Origin of the sequence: Psychrobacter sp. P11G3, from assembly GCF_001435845.1 — a bacterium.
Taxonomy (GTDB): Bacteria; Pseudomonadota; Gammaproteobacteria; order Pseudomonadales; family Moraxellaceae; genus Psychrobacter.
On record NZ_CM003596.1, the window covers coordinates 1,988,799 to 2,004,937 of the forward strand.

The following is a 16,139-nucleotide window of genomic DNA, read 5'->3' on the forward strand; positions in this document are numbered from 1 at the left end:
CACATACCATTAAAACAGCTCGAAAGATGAAGTTTACAGTGAAAAAGTAGCTTGGTTTTGTTTACATATTTTATTTCATTTACTAGACGAGGAAATTTATAAATGACTGATCACATTCATGATTTAGGCGCAGGATTTTGGAACATACGCGGAACATTCCGTCTCGGTGGCGTGCTAAATATCGGCACTCAATGCTCGTTGGTCAAGCTACCATCAGGGAAATTTATCTTTTTGGACAGTTACGCCCTAACGGGTGATGTTCGAGATGAGGTTATGGCACTCACTAACAATGGTCAAGATGTCGAAGCGGTGCTGAACGTACATCCGTTTCATACAGTCAGCTGTGCTCAAATGGCCAAAGACTTCCCGCAAGCGACATTTTATGGCAGTAGTCGTCACCATAAAAAAGTACCAGAAATCGATTGGGCAGATGACTTGGTAGAAAGTGACGCAGTCGCTGCACGCTATCCTGAGCTTAAGTTTTCAATGTCAGAGGGCATTTATTATATCTCGCCCAATGAGATGATCCATGCAGGTTCTTTATTGGCTTATCATCCTGCTAGTCAAAGCTTGCATGTAGATGATACTTTTATGAGTCCACCAATTAAGTTATTAGAAGCTGTATTGCCTGAGCTGATATTGCACCCCACGACCAAAAAAGCACTGAAAAACGAACCAAACGCTGGCGCGCAATACTGCGACTGGGCGACCAATTTGGCTCATGAATGGCGTGACGTACGCAATTTCTGCGCTGCGCATTCTTATCTTGTTCAGTTCAAAAAAGGTGGGTTTGAGAAAGCTCTGGTGAAAGCCGTTGAGAAAGCACGTCCAAAACTAGAAAACGCCTAATTTCTCACACCTTAGACATATATTTTTTATAGATATAAAAATGGGTCGCTATTACTGTATTTACTAGTGTAGCGACCCATTTTTGTGAGCTGATCATAATCATATCAACACTATTATCGAAGCTGTTACCGAAACAGCAATGTCGCAAGCTCATCTTCGTTGTTCAGAATATCTGCTAATGTATAACGCTCAAGCACATTGATAAATGCGGTGAGTGCTTCAAAAAACACGCTTTTTAGCTGGCAGGCTGGACTAATCACACAGCCTAGTGATTTATTCTTTTCTTCCTCAATGAATGTCACTGGTAAATCCGTCTGATGATCGCCCTGCTCACTATCATTATGAGACACTGGTACGGCAAAGCACTCAACCAAATTAAAATCAGGCTCTATCTGTTTGATCAATACGCCCAAATTTATATCTTTAGGTGCACGTGCCAATCGTATGCCACCGTTTTTGCCGCGCACACTTTCTATATAACCCAGCTGACCCAGCTGATGAATAATCTTGGTCAAATGACTTTTAGAAATGCCATAGCTGTCAGCAATATCGCTAATATTAGCCAATAGTGATGGATCTGGTCTCACAGCCAAATAAATCAATGAGCGTAGCGCGTAGTCACTATAATTGGTCAGTCGCATTCATTTGCGCTCCTATTTTTATAAATTTTATATATTAAGCTAGGGCGTGTCCTCATTTTAAAAATGGTGATAAAAATGAGATAAATTGCCGTCAAACGAGAAAAATAGTGCAGATAATATCGAGATATTGACCAACTATTTGACGATGTTTGGCAAAATTTAGCTATTTTTAGCCCATTTAAAGGACACTCGTTCGAATTGAGGACACGCCCTAGACAAAGTAAGTCGCATTTTTGGTAATAACATTTGGACATAGCATTTGTAAACAGGATCGTTAGCCTGCTTTAACCAAATAAACCATCAGGCCGAGGACGTGCCAGCATTGGCAGATAACTGATGCAAAATAGCACAAAACACGCTATCCAAGCACTTTGCGCCACCATAATCCATATTAGGTAATGACTCATATCTACTAGCGGTAGTAGTACACGACTGATAAATACCAATACCATCAAGCCATACATAACGTTTACCGTTTTTGACGGTTGATGAATGCTGCGACCCGTATGTCCCAAAGATACTCTAGTCATCATGGCTAACGTCATCATACCAACACCAGAAATCGCTAGTCCATGCATAGCGATGCTGTGCGGATAACCGAGCCAAGGTTGTAATGCGTATAGTAAAAAACTCAAACACATGCCTAAAAACGCAATATACAACGACCAAAGTAATGGTTTCTGCCAAATACCGTGATGATACCACCCTATCAGACGTACAATATTAATCACTGCTACACCGAGCGCGGTAACCGTCAAGGGATACTGGTTTGGATAAAATACATCACTAATAAAAAAGGCGAAGAAAAATCCTAAGCTTGCGATATCTTGTGTCTTACTATTACGTAGTTTAATGGGTTCTGACGTTTCCATATCTATACTAAGACCACGTTCAATAAAAAATGGCACCACACGTCGGCCAATTGTCAGAACCAGCCCGATAATCAAATAGAACCCACTATAAATGCCTATCTTGGTTGTGTTCATATCAGCATTGATAATTCCCCAATAGCAAAGTCCGTTGCCAAATGTCAGCAGGGCCAGTTTTGCCAAGATACCCATTTGCTTATATTGTTTAACTTGCCATACCGCTCGACATATTACATATGCCATCGAGGCGACAAATACTACATCAAAAAGGGCTGCTATATATAGCCAAGATATACTATGATCTATGAGCGTTATGCCAAGCCCAAAACCTAACCAGCTCAGACGTGCCAGCAACCAACAGACAAAGATACCTAGCAACTTATAGCCATGCGGCATCATAACCCCTGTCCATGTTTTGACCGCGGTTAGCAAAAACCCGGCTACCACTGCCAAGGCATAACCATACACCATTTCATGGCTATGCCAGTATAACGGGTTCAAAACCTGTGCATCGATATCCGTGTGACCAGTAAACACAAACGCCCATAGCAACATCGTTACTACGGAAAATAGCGCAGCAGCACTAAAAAATATGCGAAAGCTCAAATTAAGGATAGGATGCGGAGATCTTGGTGGTTTGCTAGGTAACTTGATAGAGTGCATAGCCATCTTCTTAAAGAATATAGATGGCTTTAATTATAACATTCATTTTAAATGAACTTTATAAATCTTTAGTCTGATTATTGAAATATTCTATCCATTAAAGTGCAGCGCCTACGGAAATCTCTAGAAGCAAAATCTCAAGTATAGTTAAATTCAAATAATTTCGATACAAGGAAACCGAGCGCAAGTTATACATTAGTATGCTTAGCGAGGATGACGATGTAGCGGATTTATATGGATTTGACTATATAAAAATAGAGAAAGCAATCTGGCTGTTCTTTAGCTATTATTTAGCCATGACTTAGTCAATACCACTTACAACTGTAATGCCGTAACGACTAACGATACGACGACTATCGCCGTTACATATTGTCTAATTTTAAAATATACATCGCTAATAATCTGCGCGCGATGCAGACTATAATCAATAACCAATAGACTTATAAAACCGACAACCAGTAGCCAAATAAAGCTACTGGCTGATAAGATTAAAAACCCAAGCCAAAGGCCAAGCGCAATGACATTGCTATACAGTGGAAGCCTAACTGCCCACTTATTGTCATCAGCTAAATCTAAATGATTGCCCCAATGTGCGCCTGCCATAAATGATGCAATCACTAGCCCATAAGCACTTAATACATCGATTACTGAACCAAGCATAGGCACGGTAACAACGTCTACTATCAATAAAAATGCACAGGCGACAAACGGAATAGCACCTGCAAAAGTGAGATAAGGACTGGGCTTTTTCATTGTTTAAACCTATCTTATAATTAGTCTAATAATGGCTATCATCTGTTGAGTGGGAGTTTTCAACATACATTAATCGCTCTTTTGAGTGTTTCCTTGCCACTCACGGATAAACTCACCGTTTGGATCGTATTGCTGAGTTTGCTTGTCGAGATTAAACTGTCTGCATCCTCTTGGGTCAGCGCCGACGCCTGCCAGATACTGCCAATTGCCCCAATTACTAGCGACATCGTAGTCGATAAGTTGTTGCTCAAAGTAAGCTGCACCGTAACGCCAATCAAGCCCTAGCTCGTGAATAAAGCAACTTGCGACTAGTTGTCGCCCCCGATTCGACATATAACCTGTCGTGCGCAATTGGTTCATACAGGCGTTGACAATAGGATATGCTGTATCACCATTTCTCCATTGTTCTAATTTTTTCTGATCCAGTTGGGTTGATGGCGTGTGCTGACCAATACCTTTAAACCAGAATAATTTTTGCTGATGGGTGACAGCGTACCAATAAAAATATTCACGCCAAAGCAGCTCAAACCATATCCAATAAGTGGATTCATTTGCGATGACATCACGCTCATAACGGCGCAGTCGATTCAATACGGTGTTGACAGACAACGAGCCGTTAGCCAGCCAAGCAGAAAATTTTGTGGAATGCGTCCATTCATCAAGCGCGTTTCGTGTGATTTTATAAGTACTTGGCGCGTCGGAATTAAAATAACTATTTAAGTGATTTAGCCCGTTCGACTCACCACCTTTGAAATTAGGCGCTTGCTGTTTTTGTTGGGAGATTGCCTGCGCATTATCTTCGCCTGCTTTAAAGAAGTACTCGCACCTATCCACCAGACTCTCAGGTATTAGGGCCAATCGCTCTGGCGTCGCGCAAATAGCGATGTCTTGTGCTGCATGCAATAAATCATAATCTGCTTCAATTTTTTTGCGGAACTGCGTAAAGCTTTTGGGCAAATCATTTAGCGGTAATTCATCAAACAAAGTAGCCGCTGTCTCAATATGCCAACGTATCTGCGGATGTTTCGCCTGTAGAAAGTCATATACTTTGTTTTGATTATAATCTGCCGTCTGGCTGATGCAGATATCTGTCACTCGTTGCTGCGCTATTAGATCACTCAACTGAGTAAAGACGTCCAATGCTTCATCGCCTTTCTGTAAATACAGCAACCTATTACCACGCTGTATCAGTGACGCATTTAAATCAGCTAGGCTCTCATGCAAAAACTGCTGGCGGGCTTGACCCATAGCCTCATAACGATAGGCGTCGTAATGGTCTTTATCGTCTAATATATCTGTCAACGATGACGCATAAACCAATAGCAGCTTTCCATCAGTGGAGATTTCAGATGCTTTTAATAGAGTGGCATTGTCCGCTACCCGCAAGTCATTATTAAACAGTACCAATGTGACATTGTTGTGCTCTGAGTTGTTCGTTGCTTGATTTGACATACCCTATCCTTCTGGCTGTTTAGCGCTTATCTATTATTTTTAATATTTAGTCTTTAATCTTGAAATATCATATACGATGTAAAACATAGTTAGGGCGTATTGAACATTCAACTATGATGCGAGCCTAACACTTGTAAGGCAATGCGCTCAGCCCCAGAAACCAATTATAAGCATTGACTCTCATATGTCTGACTGCTTAAATGGCTTACCTCTAGGAGAACACCATGACTCAAAATAATACTACGACTGAAGAAAATAAATCAGATGAAAAACGTAAACTTATCAATCGATTTTTGATGAGGTTGACAAAAGAGCAGCCTCAAATGTATTACGCGACCACCTCTGAGATATCACGAAGTATTCATACGATGATAAAAGAACATACCAACCGCTTGTCAGTAGAAGAGCAAGCACTGGTAAGACGGATGACGATGGAAGAAATTGAAGGATTACTTGGCTTTCATGCCAGATAACTTATTGACTAGCTTTCAAATATATCGCTCTCAGTAAAACACTGAATGTCTCACAAAAAAAGACCGCTATCAAAGCGGTCTTTTTTACTAGCTATTAGCATTCTATTTTAGGACAATTAGAACGGATATTCACGTGGCTCATTTTGCATTGAGATCCAATGTGTTCTGGTGAATTCTTCTAGTACCCACTCACCGTTGAAACGGCCGATACCTGAATTTTTCTCACCACCAAAAGCCACGTTACTTTCATCGTTTACTGGAATATCATTTATATGGGTCATACCTGCTCGGATACCACGAGCGAAACGTAAACCTTTTTGCATGTCTGCGGTAAACACCGCACTAGATAAACCATACATAGAGTCATTAGCTATCGACAAAGCATCCTCTTCATTTTTGGCTCGAATAATGCCTATCAATGGTCCAAATATTTCATTATAGGCAATATCCATCTCTCTAGTAACTTCGGTAAAGACATGGGGCGGGACTAATTGACCATTGATTTCACCGCTCAAGAGCATTTTTGCGCCCTCTTTCTGTGCCTCATCAATCTTATCTCTAAGTGACTGAACTTGTTTCTCATTGATGATTGGGCCAATAGCAGTACCTTGATCGTTAGGATCACCTACCTGTAACGTTTTAACATGAGACAAGAAACGCTCTACAAACTCATCGTACACTTCATTTTCAACAATAATTCGGTTAATAGCCATACAAATCTGGCCTTGATGCAAGAACTTACCGAACACGGCTGCTTTTACTGCCTGATCAATATCTGCATCCTTGAGTACAACAAATGGACTGTTTCCACCTAACTCAAGTGCCACTTGTTTGATATGCTCACCACCATTAGCTAGCTCACCGATGTGTTTACCCACTGAAGTTGATCCTGTGAATGACACAAAACTTGACGCTTTGTGTTCAACGATTGCATCGCCTATCTCGCTGCCTGAACCCACAACCACGTTTAACAGGCCTTTTGGTAGACCCGCTTCTTCAAATACTTTGGCCAATAGCAAACCACCTGTCACTGGCGTATCGCTAGCAGGCTTGAGTACCACGGCATTACCAAGCGCTAAGGCTGGCGCGATTGAGCGCTGCGTTAAATGTAATGGGAAGTTCCATGGGCTAATGACAGCGACAACGCCGATTGGCTCACGATAAATGAAGTTTTCTTTACCAGGGGTATTTGATGGACGAATCTCACCATGAACACGATTAGGGAATGTCGCTGCTTCAAGGGTAATCGCGCGCGTCGCACCGAACTCGACCATGGCTTTGATACGAGTACTGCCCGACTCTTTGATTAGCCAATCAACGATTTCCTCTTGGCGCTGATCGAGTATGTTGACCACTTTATACAACACTGCGGCGCGCTCTGCTGGTGTCTGCTTGGCCCATGCTTCTTGAGCTTGGGTCGCCGCATCATAGGCTTCGTTCAACTGATCTTTGGTCGCTTGCTGGATCTCTACAAGCGTATCACCGTTATATGGATTGGTATTGGTGTTGGTGCTATCGTCTTTACCGGTTTGCCATTCACCAGCGATGAACTGTAAATGAAAGTCACTATATGCACTCGTAGTATTGGTTGACATAATCATCCTTATTTTTAGTTTGTTATGTTAAGTATTGGTTTTCGATTATTAAAATAAAATTGTTAAGTCGGCGATATCTTAATGAGAAAATATCTGGCAGGTAGTAAGTCTGAAATCGTTACCAAGCTATCAATCAATAGTCATCAATTAAAAAAAGCTCTAATGAAAAATGATCTTTAGCAGTAAATACTAACGGTAACGGATAACAACAAAACCTACCTTGCTAGACGACTGGTCTAATGCTACCATAGCTACTAATAAAACAAGACTATTTTGTCAGTGAATATTGTTGATAAAACGTAACACATATAACTATATCCTATTACAATACGCCATCAACGTGACGTTCAAATGAACGCTAACGGTTTTAACTGACTATCTAATGCATACGCTAATACAAGCAACTACTAAGGGAGATAATCCTGTTTATGTCTAATACAGACGCAACGACACCAGATACTAAAGCTCATTTACTTGCCACTGGCTACCAATTAATCGCCAAAAAAGGTTTTACCGCTGTTGGTCTAAAGCAAATTTTAGATACAGCAGGTGTGCCAAAGGGTTCTTTTTACCATTATTTCGCTTCTAAAGAAGCCTTTGGTGAAGCCATTATTAATCATTACTTTAGCTTATATAAGACTCGGTTGGATGTCATCGATGCACAAGATGTCAGTGCACAGCAAAAGCTATATGATTATTTTCAAAACTGGTATGACACCCAGCAGAATGGCTGTGACCATGAGAAATGCTTGGTAGTGAAGCTCAGCGCAGAGGTAGCCGATATGTCAGAAACCATGCGTAAGGCACTCGATACTGGCTATCAGCAGACGACCATGTGGCTCGCTAAGCAGATCAAAGCTGGCTGGCTCGATGAGTCCGTCCCTCGTCACGATAACATCTCGGCTGAGAGTATGGCCAAGCGTTGGTATTTTGCATGGCTTGGCGCAAGCTTGATTGCAAAGATTAGCCAAACTAATACCCCTTTAGCAGAAATTTGGCAGATGACCACGACCCAAATGGGACGCTAATCGTCAACTGTTCGGATTTCTAGCGACTGCACTTCTAACGTAACCATTAAGGCACATTGAATATTCATAACGCTCATAGATAGTAGCTGTCAGTACTATGCTTGATTATTCAGTGTGCTTCATTGCCTTCTCTTTTTTAAACGAATTTCTTAAAGACATTTGAATACGGCTTAGACAGTTATACGAGAGTTTTGTAAATATAACTAGACGACTGGTCTAATTGGTGTACAATGCGCATAAATATTAAGAATGAATGTCTATACGAGCATTGCTTATCATTCATTGATTGATATCAGACAATATCCCATGTCAAAACCATTTAATTGAACCGTTTTTATTAAAAACTTTTTATTACTAATTAGGAATCTTATGAATAACTTCCAATACTACAACCCAGTCCGTATCGTTTTTGGTGAAGGTCAAATCGAGCAATTATCAGATCTAGTCCCTACTGATGCGCGTGTACTCATTACTTATGGTGGTGGTTCAGCACAGCGTACTGGTACTTTAGACGAAGTAAAAACTGCATTAGCGGCAAGCGGTAACCGTACTGTATTTGAATTTGGTGGCATCGAAGCCAACCCAGAATTCACTACGTTATTAAAAGCCGCTGATATGGTTAATGAGCACAACATCGACTTCTTATTAGCAGTTGGCGGTGGTTCTGTGATTGACGGCAGTAAATTTGTCGCACTCGTTTCTTCGTTAACTGAAGAAGACGGCACTGTCTCACGTGACCAAGCTTGGGATGCCTTAACGGGTTATTGCAAAAACATCGACTCTGCTGTCGACTTGGGTGCTGTATTGACTATCCCAGCCACAGGTTCTGAGATGAACTCAGGCGGCGTGATTAACTATAGTGAGCGTCAAGCAAAACTACCATTTGGTAACCCACTTGCCTTCCCTAAATTCTCGATTCTAGATCCAATCAAAACACTTACCTTGCCTGAGCGTCAGGTGATGAATGGTGTGGCTGATGCATTTGTTCATGTAATGGAACAATATCTGACTTACCCAGTAAACGCTAAAGTACAAGATGCCTTTGCTGAAAGCTTGCTTAAAATCCTTATCGATGAAGGTCTAGTTGTTAAGCAAGATCCAGAAAACCTAGAAACACGTAAAAACATTATGTGGACAGCAACCATGGCATTGAACGGTCTGATCGGTACTGGTGTACCACAAGATTGGACAACTCACATGGTTGGTCATGAGCTGACGTCACTACACGCTATCGATCATGCACGTACGCTAACCATCGTATTGCCATCAGTCATGCGTGAGCTAAAAGAAGGCAAAAAAGAAAAACTACTTCAGTATGCACGTAACGTATGGAACATTACTGATACTGACCTAGATGACGACGCCATCATCGAAACTGCTATTGTTTACACTGAAAACTTCTTCCGCGAGCTTGGCTTGCCAGTTAGCCTAGAAGATGTTGACTTGACGGAATCAGCGATTGATCCAATCATCAAGCAGCTTGAAGTACATAACATGGTTAAGCTTGGTGAACATGGTACCAACGACCTAGAAGTATCACGTCGTATCCTGCAGCGTGCTGTAACTAGCAAAGCGTCTTAATAAGCGCTTTAGCAAGAACTGTCAAAAGAATTATAAGAAAAATCGCGACAGTAACAATAAATACATATCGTTATGCTATTTATAATAGTAGCTATTCCATGCTGAGTAGCTACTACATTTACCACTACTATAATAATGACAATTAACAAATATAAAGGAGTCCTACAATGAGCTTCGACAAACAACAGAACCAACAAACAAACCGTCAAATCAAATTGGCTAGCCGTCCTAATGGCGTACCTACTGCTGACAATTTTGATATGGCGACTAGTGACGTTCCTACGCCAAAAGATAACGAGATGCTACTACGCACCGTATATCTATCACTAGATCCATATATGCGTGGACGTATGAGTGATGCAAAAAGCTATGCAGATCCATTAGAAGTCGGTGACGTCATCATGGGTGGTACCGTAGCGCAAGTGGTCGAGTCGAATATCGATAAATTTGCTGTCGGTGATTTGGTCGTATCAAATTCCGGCTGGCAGGACTACAGCGTCAGTGATGGCGAAGGTGTCCTGAAACTGGATAAAAACATGGCAAACCCTTCTTATGGTTTAGGTGTGTTAGGTATGCCAGGGTTCACCGGTTACATGGGTCTGACTGATATCGGTAAACCACAAAAAGGCGAGACTTTAGTCGTGGCAGCAGCAACTGGACCGGTCGGTGCCACTGTCGGTCAAGTGGGCAATCAATATGGTCTGCGCACTGTCGGTGTGGCAGGCGGTAAAGAGAAATGCGACTTTGCGGTCAATGAGCTTGGTTTTGATATCTGTATCGATCACAAAGCTGACGACTTCGCTGAGCAATTAAAAGCAGCATGTCCAGATGGTATCGACATTTACTATGAAAACGTTGGCGGTAAAGTATTTGATGCAGTAATGCCATTACTTAACGACCACGCTCGTATTCCAGTATGTGGTCTGGTATCGCAGTACAACGCAACTGATTTACCTGATGGCAAAGATCGCCTAGGTATGCTGATGGGTCTTATCTTAAGCCAACGCCTAACTGTCAGAGGTTTCATTATCTTTGAAGAGTACGGCGACCACTTCCCAGAGTTCTTAGAAACCATGAGCAAATGGGTAGAGTCAGGCGAAGTAAAAACCAAAGAGCACATTACTGACGGTCTAGATAATGCCCCAGATGCATTTGTCAGTATGTTAAACGGTGATAACTTTGGTAAGACTGTAATCAAAGTGTCTGACGTCAAATAGTTACTGGTTAAACATTGAGTAGTTAAGCAGCTACTGACAGTTAACAATCGTTGTGAATAACTACTTAACAACATAAATTGCTAATATCACTACTGACAGCTGCTTACAAAGCAGGAATAATGCTAACAGTCATTATTTGCATTTAGGCTAATTAAGTAAAAACAGCTAATGATGCAACGGAAAACTTATGACTGTTGGCTATATAGTTACTAACACATAAATAATAAACAAGGATAATTATGAACATTTTAATGGTACTAACTTCTCATGACCGTTTAGGCGATACTGGTAAGAAAACTGGCTTTTGGCTAGAAGAATTCGCTGCGCCTTACTACGCATTTCTTGACGCCGGTGTAAATGTAACCCTAGCCTCTCCAGCAGGCGGTCAGCCACCACTAGATCCTAGTAGTGACACAGAAGACACGCAAACCAAAGATACCACTCGTTTTAAAGACGATAAAGACGCACAAGAGCATTTGGCTAACACCAAAAAGCTTGCTGACATGAACGCTGAAGATTTTGATTCAGTATTCTACCCTGGTGGTCATGGCCCGTTGTGGGATTTGGCAGTAGATAAAAACTCTATCAATCTGATCGAGACTTTTGTTAAGCAAGACAAGCCTGTTGCTTTTGTTTGTCATTCTCCTGCAGCACTTAAAAACGTTAAAGTCGATGGCGAGTATTTGGTAAAAGGCAAAACAGTGACTGGTTTTACCAACTCAGAAGAAGACGCAGTTGGCCTAACAGACGTAGTACCCTTCCTAGTAGAAGACGCATTGAAAGCCAATGGCGGTAACTACGAAAAAGCAGCTGATTGGGAATCATTTGTCGTTGAAGATGGTCTGCTAATCACAGGTCAAAATCCTGCATCATCAGAAGAAGCTGCTAAGCGCCTAATGGCAAAGCTGAAAGGTTAGTCAAATCCACTACGCAATAAGGTCGATACCATGATTCGCTTACATCATCTCAATCAATCACGTTCATTACGTACGCTATGGCTCTTAGAAGAGCTAGGCGTTCCTTATGAAGTCGTTAGTCATCAGCGCGATGCCAAGACTCATTTAGCACCAGACTCTCTAAAGGCTGTACATCCACTCGGTAAGTCTCCGGTTATCGAAATGGATGGACAGATTTATGCTGAGTCAGGTGCTATCACTGAGTTATTGATTGAGCGGTTTGCGCCAGAGCGTCTGCGCCCTGCTACAGGAAGCTCAGACTATGGCTACTATTTACAGTGGATTGATTTTGCAGAAAGCTCGCTCATGTTGCCATTAATGCTTGAGTTATTTACTAACAAAGCAGGCATCAATGACAATGAGTTTTTAAACGGCTACATCGAGACAGAAAAAACCAGACTGTTTAAGTATCTGGATACCTCCGTTGAAGGTAAGTCGTTTATTGTAGGTGATAAGCTAAGCGGTGCCGACTTTATGCTGTCATTCGATTTGATTATTCTTGCTAAGCGTCAGAAACTTGATGCTTATCCGCATATCAAACAGTATGCTGAAAAGCTGGCCAGTCTTGATAGCTATCAGCGTGCAATGCAGCTAGAAGCAAAATATGATGAATCAATTTAGTATTTGGTATTATTAGTACTTAGTGTTAATTGATACCTCGGTATTAACCAAAATACTATGTATTGACTGACCAATTTTTTGATACACAAAAACAGCTCTATATAGAGCTGTTTTTTATGCGTATCACATTTTTTGCTTTTTTAATGTTCGTTGAATTGCATAAAATACTGCTATCTCTTTATTCAGCAGCGCCGATGAGTTACGCGGTGATGACAAAAGCGTTGTAAAAGTTATGATAAAATATGCCCTGCATTTCTTAGGTTATCTTCCAAGTTTAACCAGCATTTATATCAGTAGCCTCACTGCGTTTTAAGCTATGAACATTCATCGTACTGACCTGATTTTGCGTCTGGAATCTGTTCTATGTCATTCTATTTCCTTATACAGATTATGGTACGTCCATGAGTAACGAATATCAGTTTAAGCCCCACGAACAACCGATAATGGTGGGCTCTCCTGCCAACCCTGATCATCCTGCACGCCGTAAATTATTTTACTTACTGATTGGAATTTTCGTTGGTCTCACTGCTAGCTTCCAAAACGGTCTACTCGTCGCAAATCTTACTCAAATTCAAGGTCAACTGGGCTTAACACCAGCCGAAGGTGGTTGGATATCTGTTAGCTATAATATGACCAATGCCTGTATCACCGTTCTGCTGTACAAAATTCGCCAGCAGTTTGGCATGTCACTGTTTAGTAAAATCACTCTGTTCTTTTTATTAGCCGCCACGAGTCTACAGTGGCTAATCAGTAGTCACTTATTAGATACGCCTAATATAAGAATTGAGCCTTATTATCTAGAAATTGTCGCCAGAGGACTTAGTGGTATGGTCGCAAGTGGCATGACCATTTTAGGTTTATTCTACTGTTTGCAAGGTATGCCAACCGTCAAGCGTACCAGTGGCTTGATATTGGGTTTTGGCTTGGTGCAGTTTGGTATTCCATTATCACGAATCATCTCGCCCTATCTCGCCATCGACGGTCAGCTTGAGAATTTATTTTTATTTCAATTTGGTTTGGCACTGATTTGTTTTGGACTGATTAATATATTGGAGCTACCACCAGGCAATACAGAAAAAGTGTTTGAGAAACTCGATTTTCTCAGCTTTGCTTTTTTTGCGAGCGGTCTAGCTGCACTGGCTGTAATTTTGGTGCAAGGTAGGATTTTATGGTGGACGACACCTTGGCTCGTCTATCCACTGATGATTGCCATTGTTGGAATTGGCGTCGCTCTATGGATTGAGACACATCGCAAAAACCCGATGCTACAAGTGCGCTGGATGCGTAGCCGCAATATTATTGCTTTTATGATTACCGGCGCGGTCATGCGAATTTTGCTGTCTGAGCAAAATGTCGGTGCTGCAGGCCTACTTGCTAATTTGGGTTATGGTAACGATCAGTTAGTTACTTTTTATGCTGTCATAATGGCTGCCAGTGTGTTGGCTTTGGTGATTAGTATTTTTAGTACCAATCCAATGGACTTGCGCCGTCCTGTTATTTTTGCAGTGGCATTGATTGCTTTGGGTTCTTGGATGGACGTTGGGGTGTCTATCAACTCCGCTCCTTATATGTTTTATATTAGTCAGTTTTTGATTGCATTTGCCGCGGTATATTTTATGGGACCTTTGGTTTTCGAAGGATTTCTGCGTGCTATTGCCAGTGGGCCTGCTTATATCATTAGTTTTTCGGTTATCTTTGGTATTTCCCAAACGGTTGGTGGATTGGCAGGTGCAGCGGCTATTCAGGCATTTACGACCATTCGTACACAGGCCCATTATGCAGATATGGTCAGCTCACTGAACTTGGGTGATCCTACGTTCAGCGCTCAAATTGCCGGTACTCGTAGTGTATTGTCAAACCAAACGACGGACGCAGCGCAAGCGAATGTGGCTGCAATGAGTCAAGTGTTGCAAGGGATTCAGCGCCAAGCAACTGTCTCCGCTTATAGCGATCTGTTCTTTTTGATGGCCAGTTTTGCTACTTTCGTTACAGCTATTTTATTGATCAATTATTTTTATAACCGTTACCACAAACGCAATCCCCTTGCTAAAGAGCTTGCCGTTATTGCAAAAATGCGTGAGTCAAAATAGCTCATCTTATTATATTAATCATGTCTCACCCCATTCATTTATAGCCAGTCTATTTTAATATTTATTGAAAATTTAGGAGCACGTCATGAGCCAAGAAAAACCAAATGAGCTTAATCAAACACCTCAGACGTCCACTGGCGCTCCAGCAACAGACACACCTATAACGTCCGATATAAGCAAAGAAGAGTCTGCTACAAATTCTTCGCCATCAGTAACTAAGACAGCAGAAGGTGTTGTAGAAAACAGTACAGACAGCAATGAACCACCGATGCCACCAAAAGAGCCAATACCCGATACTACAGGTTGGTCGCCCAAGAAAAAATCCTATCTAAACTTAGGTTTATTAATTCTATTGATTGTCATTGGTGTGGCATTGATTTTGTATGCATGGAAGCTCCCACCGTTCACCCCAACGGTACAGCAAACCAATAATGCTTTTGTCAAAGGTCAGACGACTATTATTAGCCCGCAAGTTTCTGGCTATGTGACCAAGGTAGCAGTGCAAGACTTCGCCAACGTAAAAGCTGGCGACTTACTCATAAAGATTGACGATCGAACCTTTCAGCAGCAGCTCGATCAGGCACAAGCAAATACTGAGGTAGCTCTTACTAACCGCTCTACCAATGACCAGGATACGCAAACCAGCCAAGCACAAATCGAAGCACGTAGAGCTGATTTGTATAGTGCCAAAATCAATGTAGAAAGCGCGCGTGAAGATGTCAACCGTTATCAAGGTTTAGATGCTATTGGTGCGGTATCAAAGGCAGAAGTTGCTCATATCAAGGCACAATTGGCTCAAGCACAAGCAGGGGTACAGCAAGCAGAAGCTAATTTACAGGCGGCTCAAGAAAACCGTGAAAAGACCAGTGGCAGTCGCTCATCGCTGGACGCAAATATCAAAAATGCTGAAGCAGGCGTCAAGCAAGCGCAAATCAATCTAGACAATACTATCATCACTGCACCTGAATCTGGCCAGCTAAGCCAAGTTAGTGTCAAAGAAGGCCAATACGTCAGCGCTGGTACGCAGCTTATGTATATCGTGCCAAAAGGCATTTGGATTATTGCAAACTTTAAGGAAACTCAAATAGCCAATATGGCAATCGGCGAGCCTGCGACCATTCATGTCGATGCGCTTGGCGGTGCCAAATTTACGGGGCACGTGAGTAATATCTCGCCAGCGACTGGTAGCGAGTTCAGTGCTGCTGCTGCCAACCCTGCGACAGGTAACTACATAAAAATTGCTCAACGTATTCCTGTACGCATCGACCTAGAACGAAACCAGCCTGAGCTGGCACGCTTACGCCCTGGCATGTCAGTCTCAGTGGATGTCGATACCAATATTAAATGAAAG

The 16,139-nt window shown here is 41.8% G+C and carries 14 protein-coding genes; 9 read left to right on the top strand and 5 right to left on the bottom strand.

The annotated features are described in order from the left end of the window. Positions 1–102 precede the first annotated feature (102 nt). Entirely contained in the window at positions 103–849 is a 747-nt protein-coding gene (locus tag AK824_RS07960; RefSeq protein ID WP_057760506.1) for a hypothetical protein, read from the top strand. Positions 850–974: 125 nt separating this feature from the next. Here AK824_RS07960 and AK824_RS07965 read toward each other — a convergent pair whose 3' ends face one another. The 4 genes from AK824_RS07965 to AK824_RS07980 form a co-directional block, all read right to left on the bottom strand. Next, positions 975–1,490, bottom strand: coding sequence for an Rrf2 family transcriptional regulator (locus tag AK824_RS07965; RefSeq protein ID WP_057760508.1), 516 nt, complete (start codon positions 1,488–1,490; stop codon positions 975–977). Positions 1,491–1,774: 284 nt separating this feature from the next. Next, positions 1,775–3,022 (bottom strand): NnrS family protein, encoded by a 1,248-nt coding sequence (locus AK824_RS07970; RefSeq protein ID WP_057760509.1) that lies wholly within the window; start codon positions 3,020–3,022, stop codon positions 1,775–1,777. Positions 3,023–3,337: 315 nt separating this feature from the next. Beyond that, a complete protein-coding gene (locus tag AK824_RS07975; protein ID WP_057760511.1) occupies positions 3,338–3,775 on the bottom strand; it encodes a DUF3429 domain-containing protein in 438 nt (145 codons plus the stop codon). A 69-nt stretch (positions 3,776–3,844) separates the two neighbouring features. Then, positions 3,845–5,227: a DASH family cryptochrome gene (locus AK824_RS07980; protein ID WP_057760513.1), complete on the bottom strand. Its 1,383-nt coding sequence runs from the start codon at positions 5,225–5,227 to the stop codon at positions 3,845–3,847. Positions 5,228–5,451: 224 nt separating this feature from the next. Here AK824_RS07980 and AK824_RS07985 point away from each other — a divergent pair, with 224 nt between their 5' ends. Then, entirely contained in the window at positions 5,452–5,700 is a 249-nt protein-coding gene (locus AK824_RS07985; protein WP_057760515.1) for a hypothetical protein, read from the top strand. A 116-nt stretch (positions 5,701–5,816) separates the two neighbouring features. Here AK824_RS07985 and AK824_RS07990 read toward each other — a convergent pair whose 3' ends face one another. Next, positions 5,817–7,295, bottom strand: a complete 1,479-nt coding sequence (locus AK824_RS07990; protein WP_057760516.1) for an aldehyde dehydrogenase family protein — start codon at positions 7,293–7,295, stop codon at positions 5,817–5,819. Between the two features lie 428 nt (positions 7,296–7,723). Here AK824_RS07990 and AK824_RS07995 point away from each other — a divergent pair, with 428 nt between their 5' ends. The 7 genes from AK824_RS07995 (at position 7,724) to AK824_RS08025 (ending at position 16,136) form a co-directional block, all read left to right on the top strand. Next, positions 7,724–8,323 (top strand): TetR/AcrR family transcriptional regulator, encoded by a 600-nt coding sequence (locus AK824_RS07995; protein WP_057760518.1) that lies wholly within the window; start codon positions 7,724–7,726, stop codon positions 8,321–8,323. A 369-nt stretch (positions 8,324–8,692) separates the two neighbouring features. Further along, complete coding sequence (locus AK824_RS08000) at positions 8,693–9,904, top strand: iron-containing alcohol dehydrogenase (protein WP_057760520.1); 1,212 nt, start codon at positions 8,693–8,695, stop codon at positions 9,902–9,904. A gap of 167 nt (positions 9,905–10,071) precedes the next feature. Next, on the top strand, positions 10,072–11,121 hold the full coding sequence (locus AK824_RS08005; protein ID WP_057760521.1) for an NADP-dependent oxidoreductase: 1,050 nt from the start codon (positions 10,072–10,074) through the stop codon (positions 11,119–11,121). Positions 11,122–11,360: 239 nt separating this feature from the next. Continuing rightward, positions 11,361–12,038: a type 1 glutamine amidotransferase domain-containing protein gene (locus tag AK824_RS08010; protein WP_057760524.1), complete on the top strand. Its 678-nt coding sequence runs from the start codon at positions 11,361–11,363 to the stop codon at positions 12,036–12,038. Positions 12,039–12,068: 30 nt separating this feature from the next. After that, on the top strand, positions 12,069–12,698 hold the full coding sequence (locus tag AK824_RS08015) for a glutathione S-transferase family protein (protein ID WP_057760525.1): 630 nt from the start codon (positions 12,069–12,071) through the stop codon (positions 12,696–12,698). A 401-nt stretch (positions 12,699–13,099) separates the two neighbouring features. Then, a complete protein-coding gene (locus tag AK824_RS08020) occupies positions 13,100–14,788 on the top strand; it encodes an MFS transporter (protein WP_057760527.1) in 1,689 nt (562 codons plus the stop codon). 85 nt (positions 14,789–14,873) lie between these two features. Then, on the top strand, positions 14,874–16,136 hold the full coding sequence (locus tag AK824_RS08025) for an HlyD family secretion protein (protein WP_057760530.1): 1,263 nt from the start codon (positions 14,874–14,876) through the stop codon (positions 16,134–16,136). Positions 16,137–16,139 lie beyond the last annotated feature (3 nt).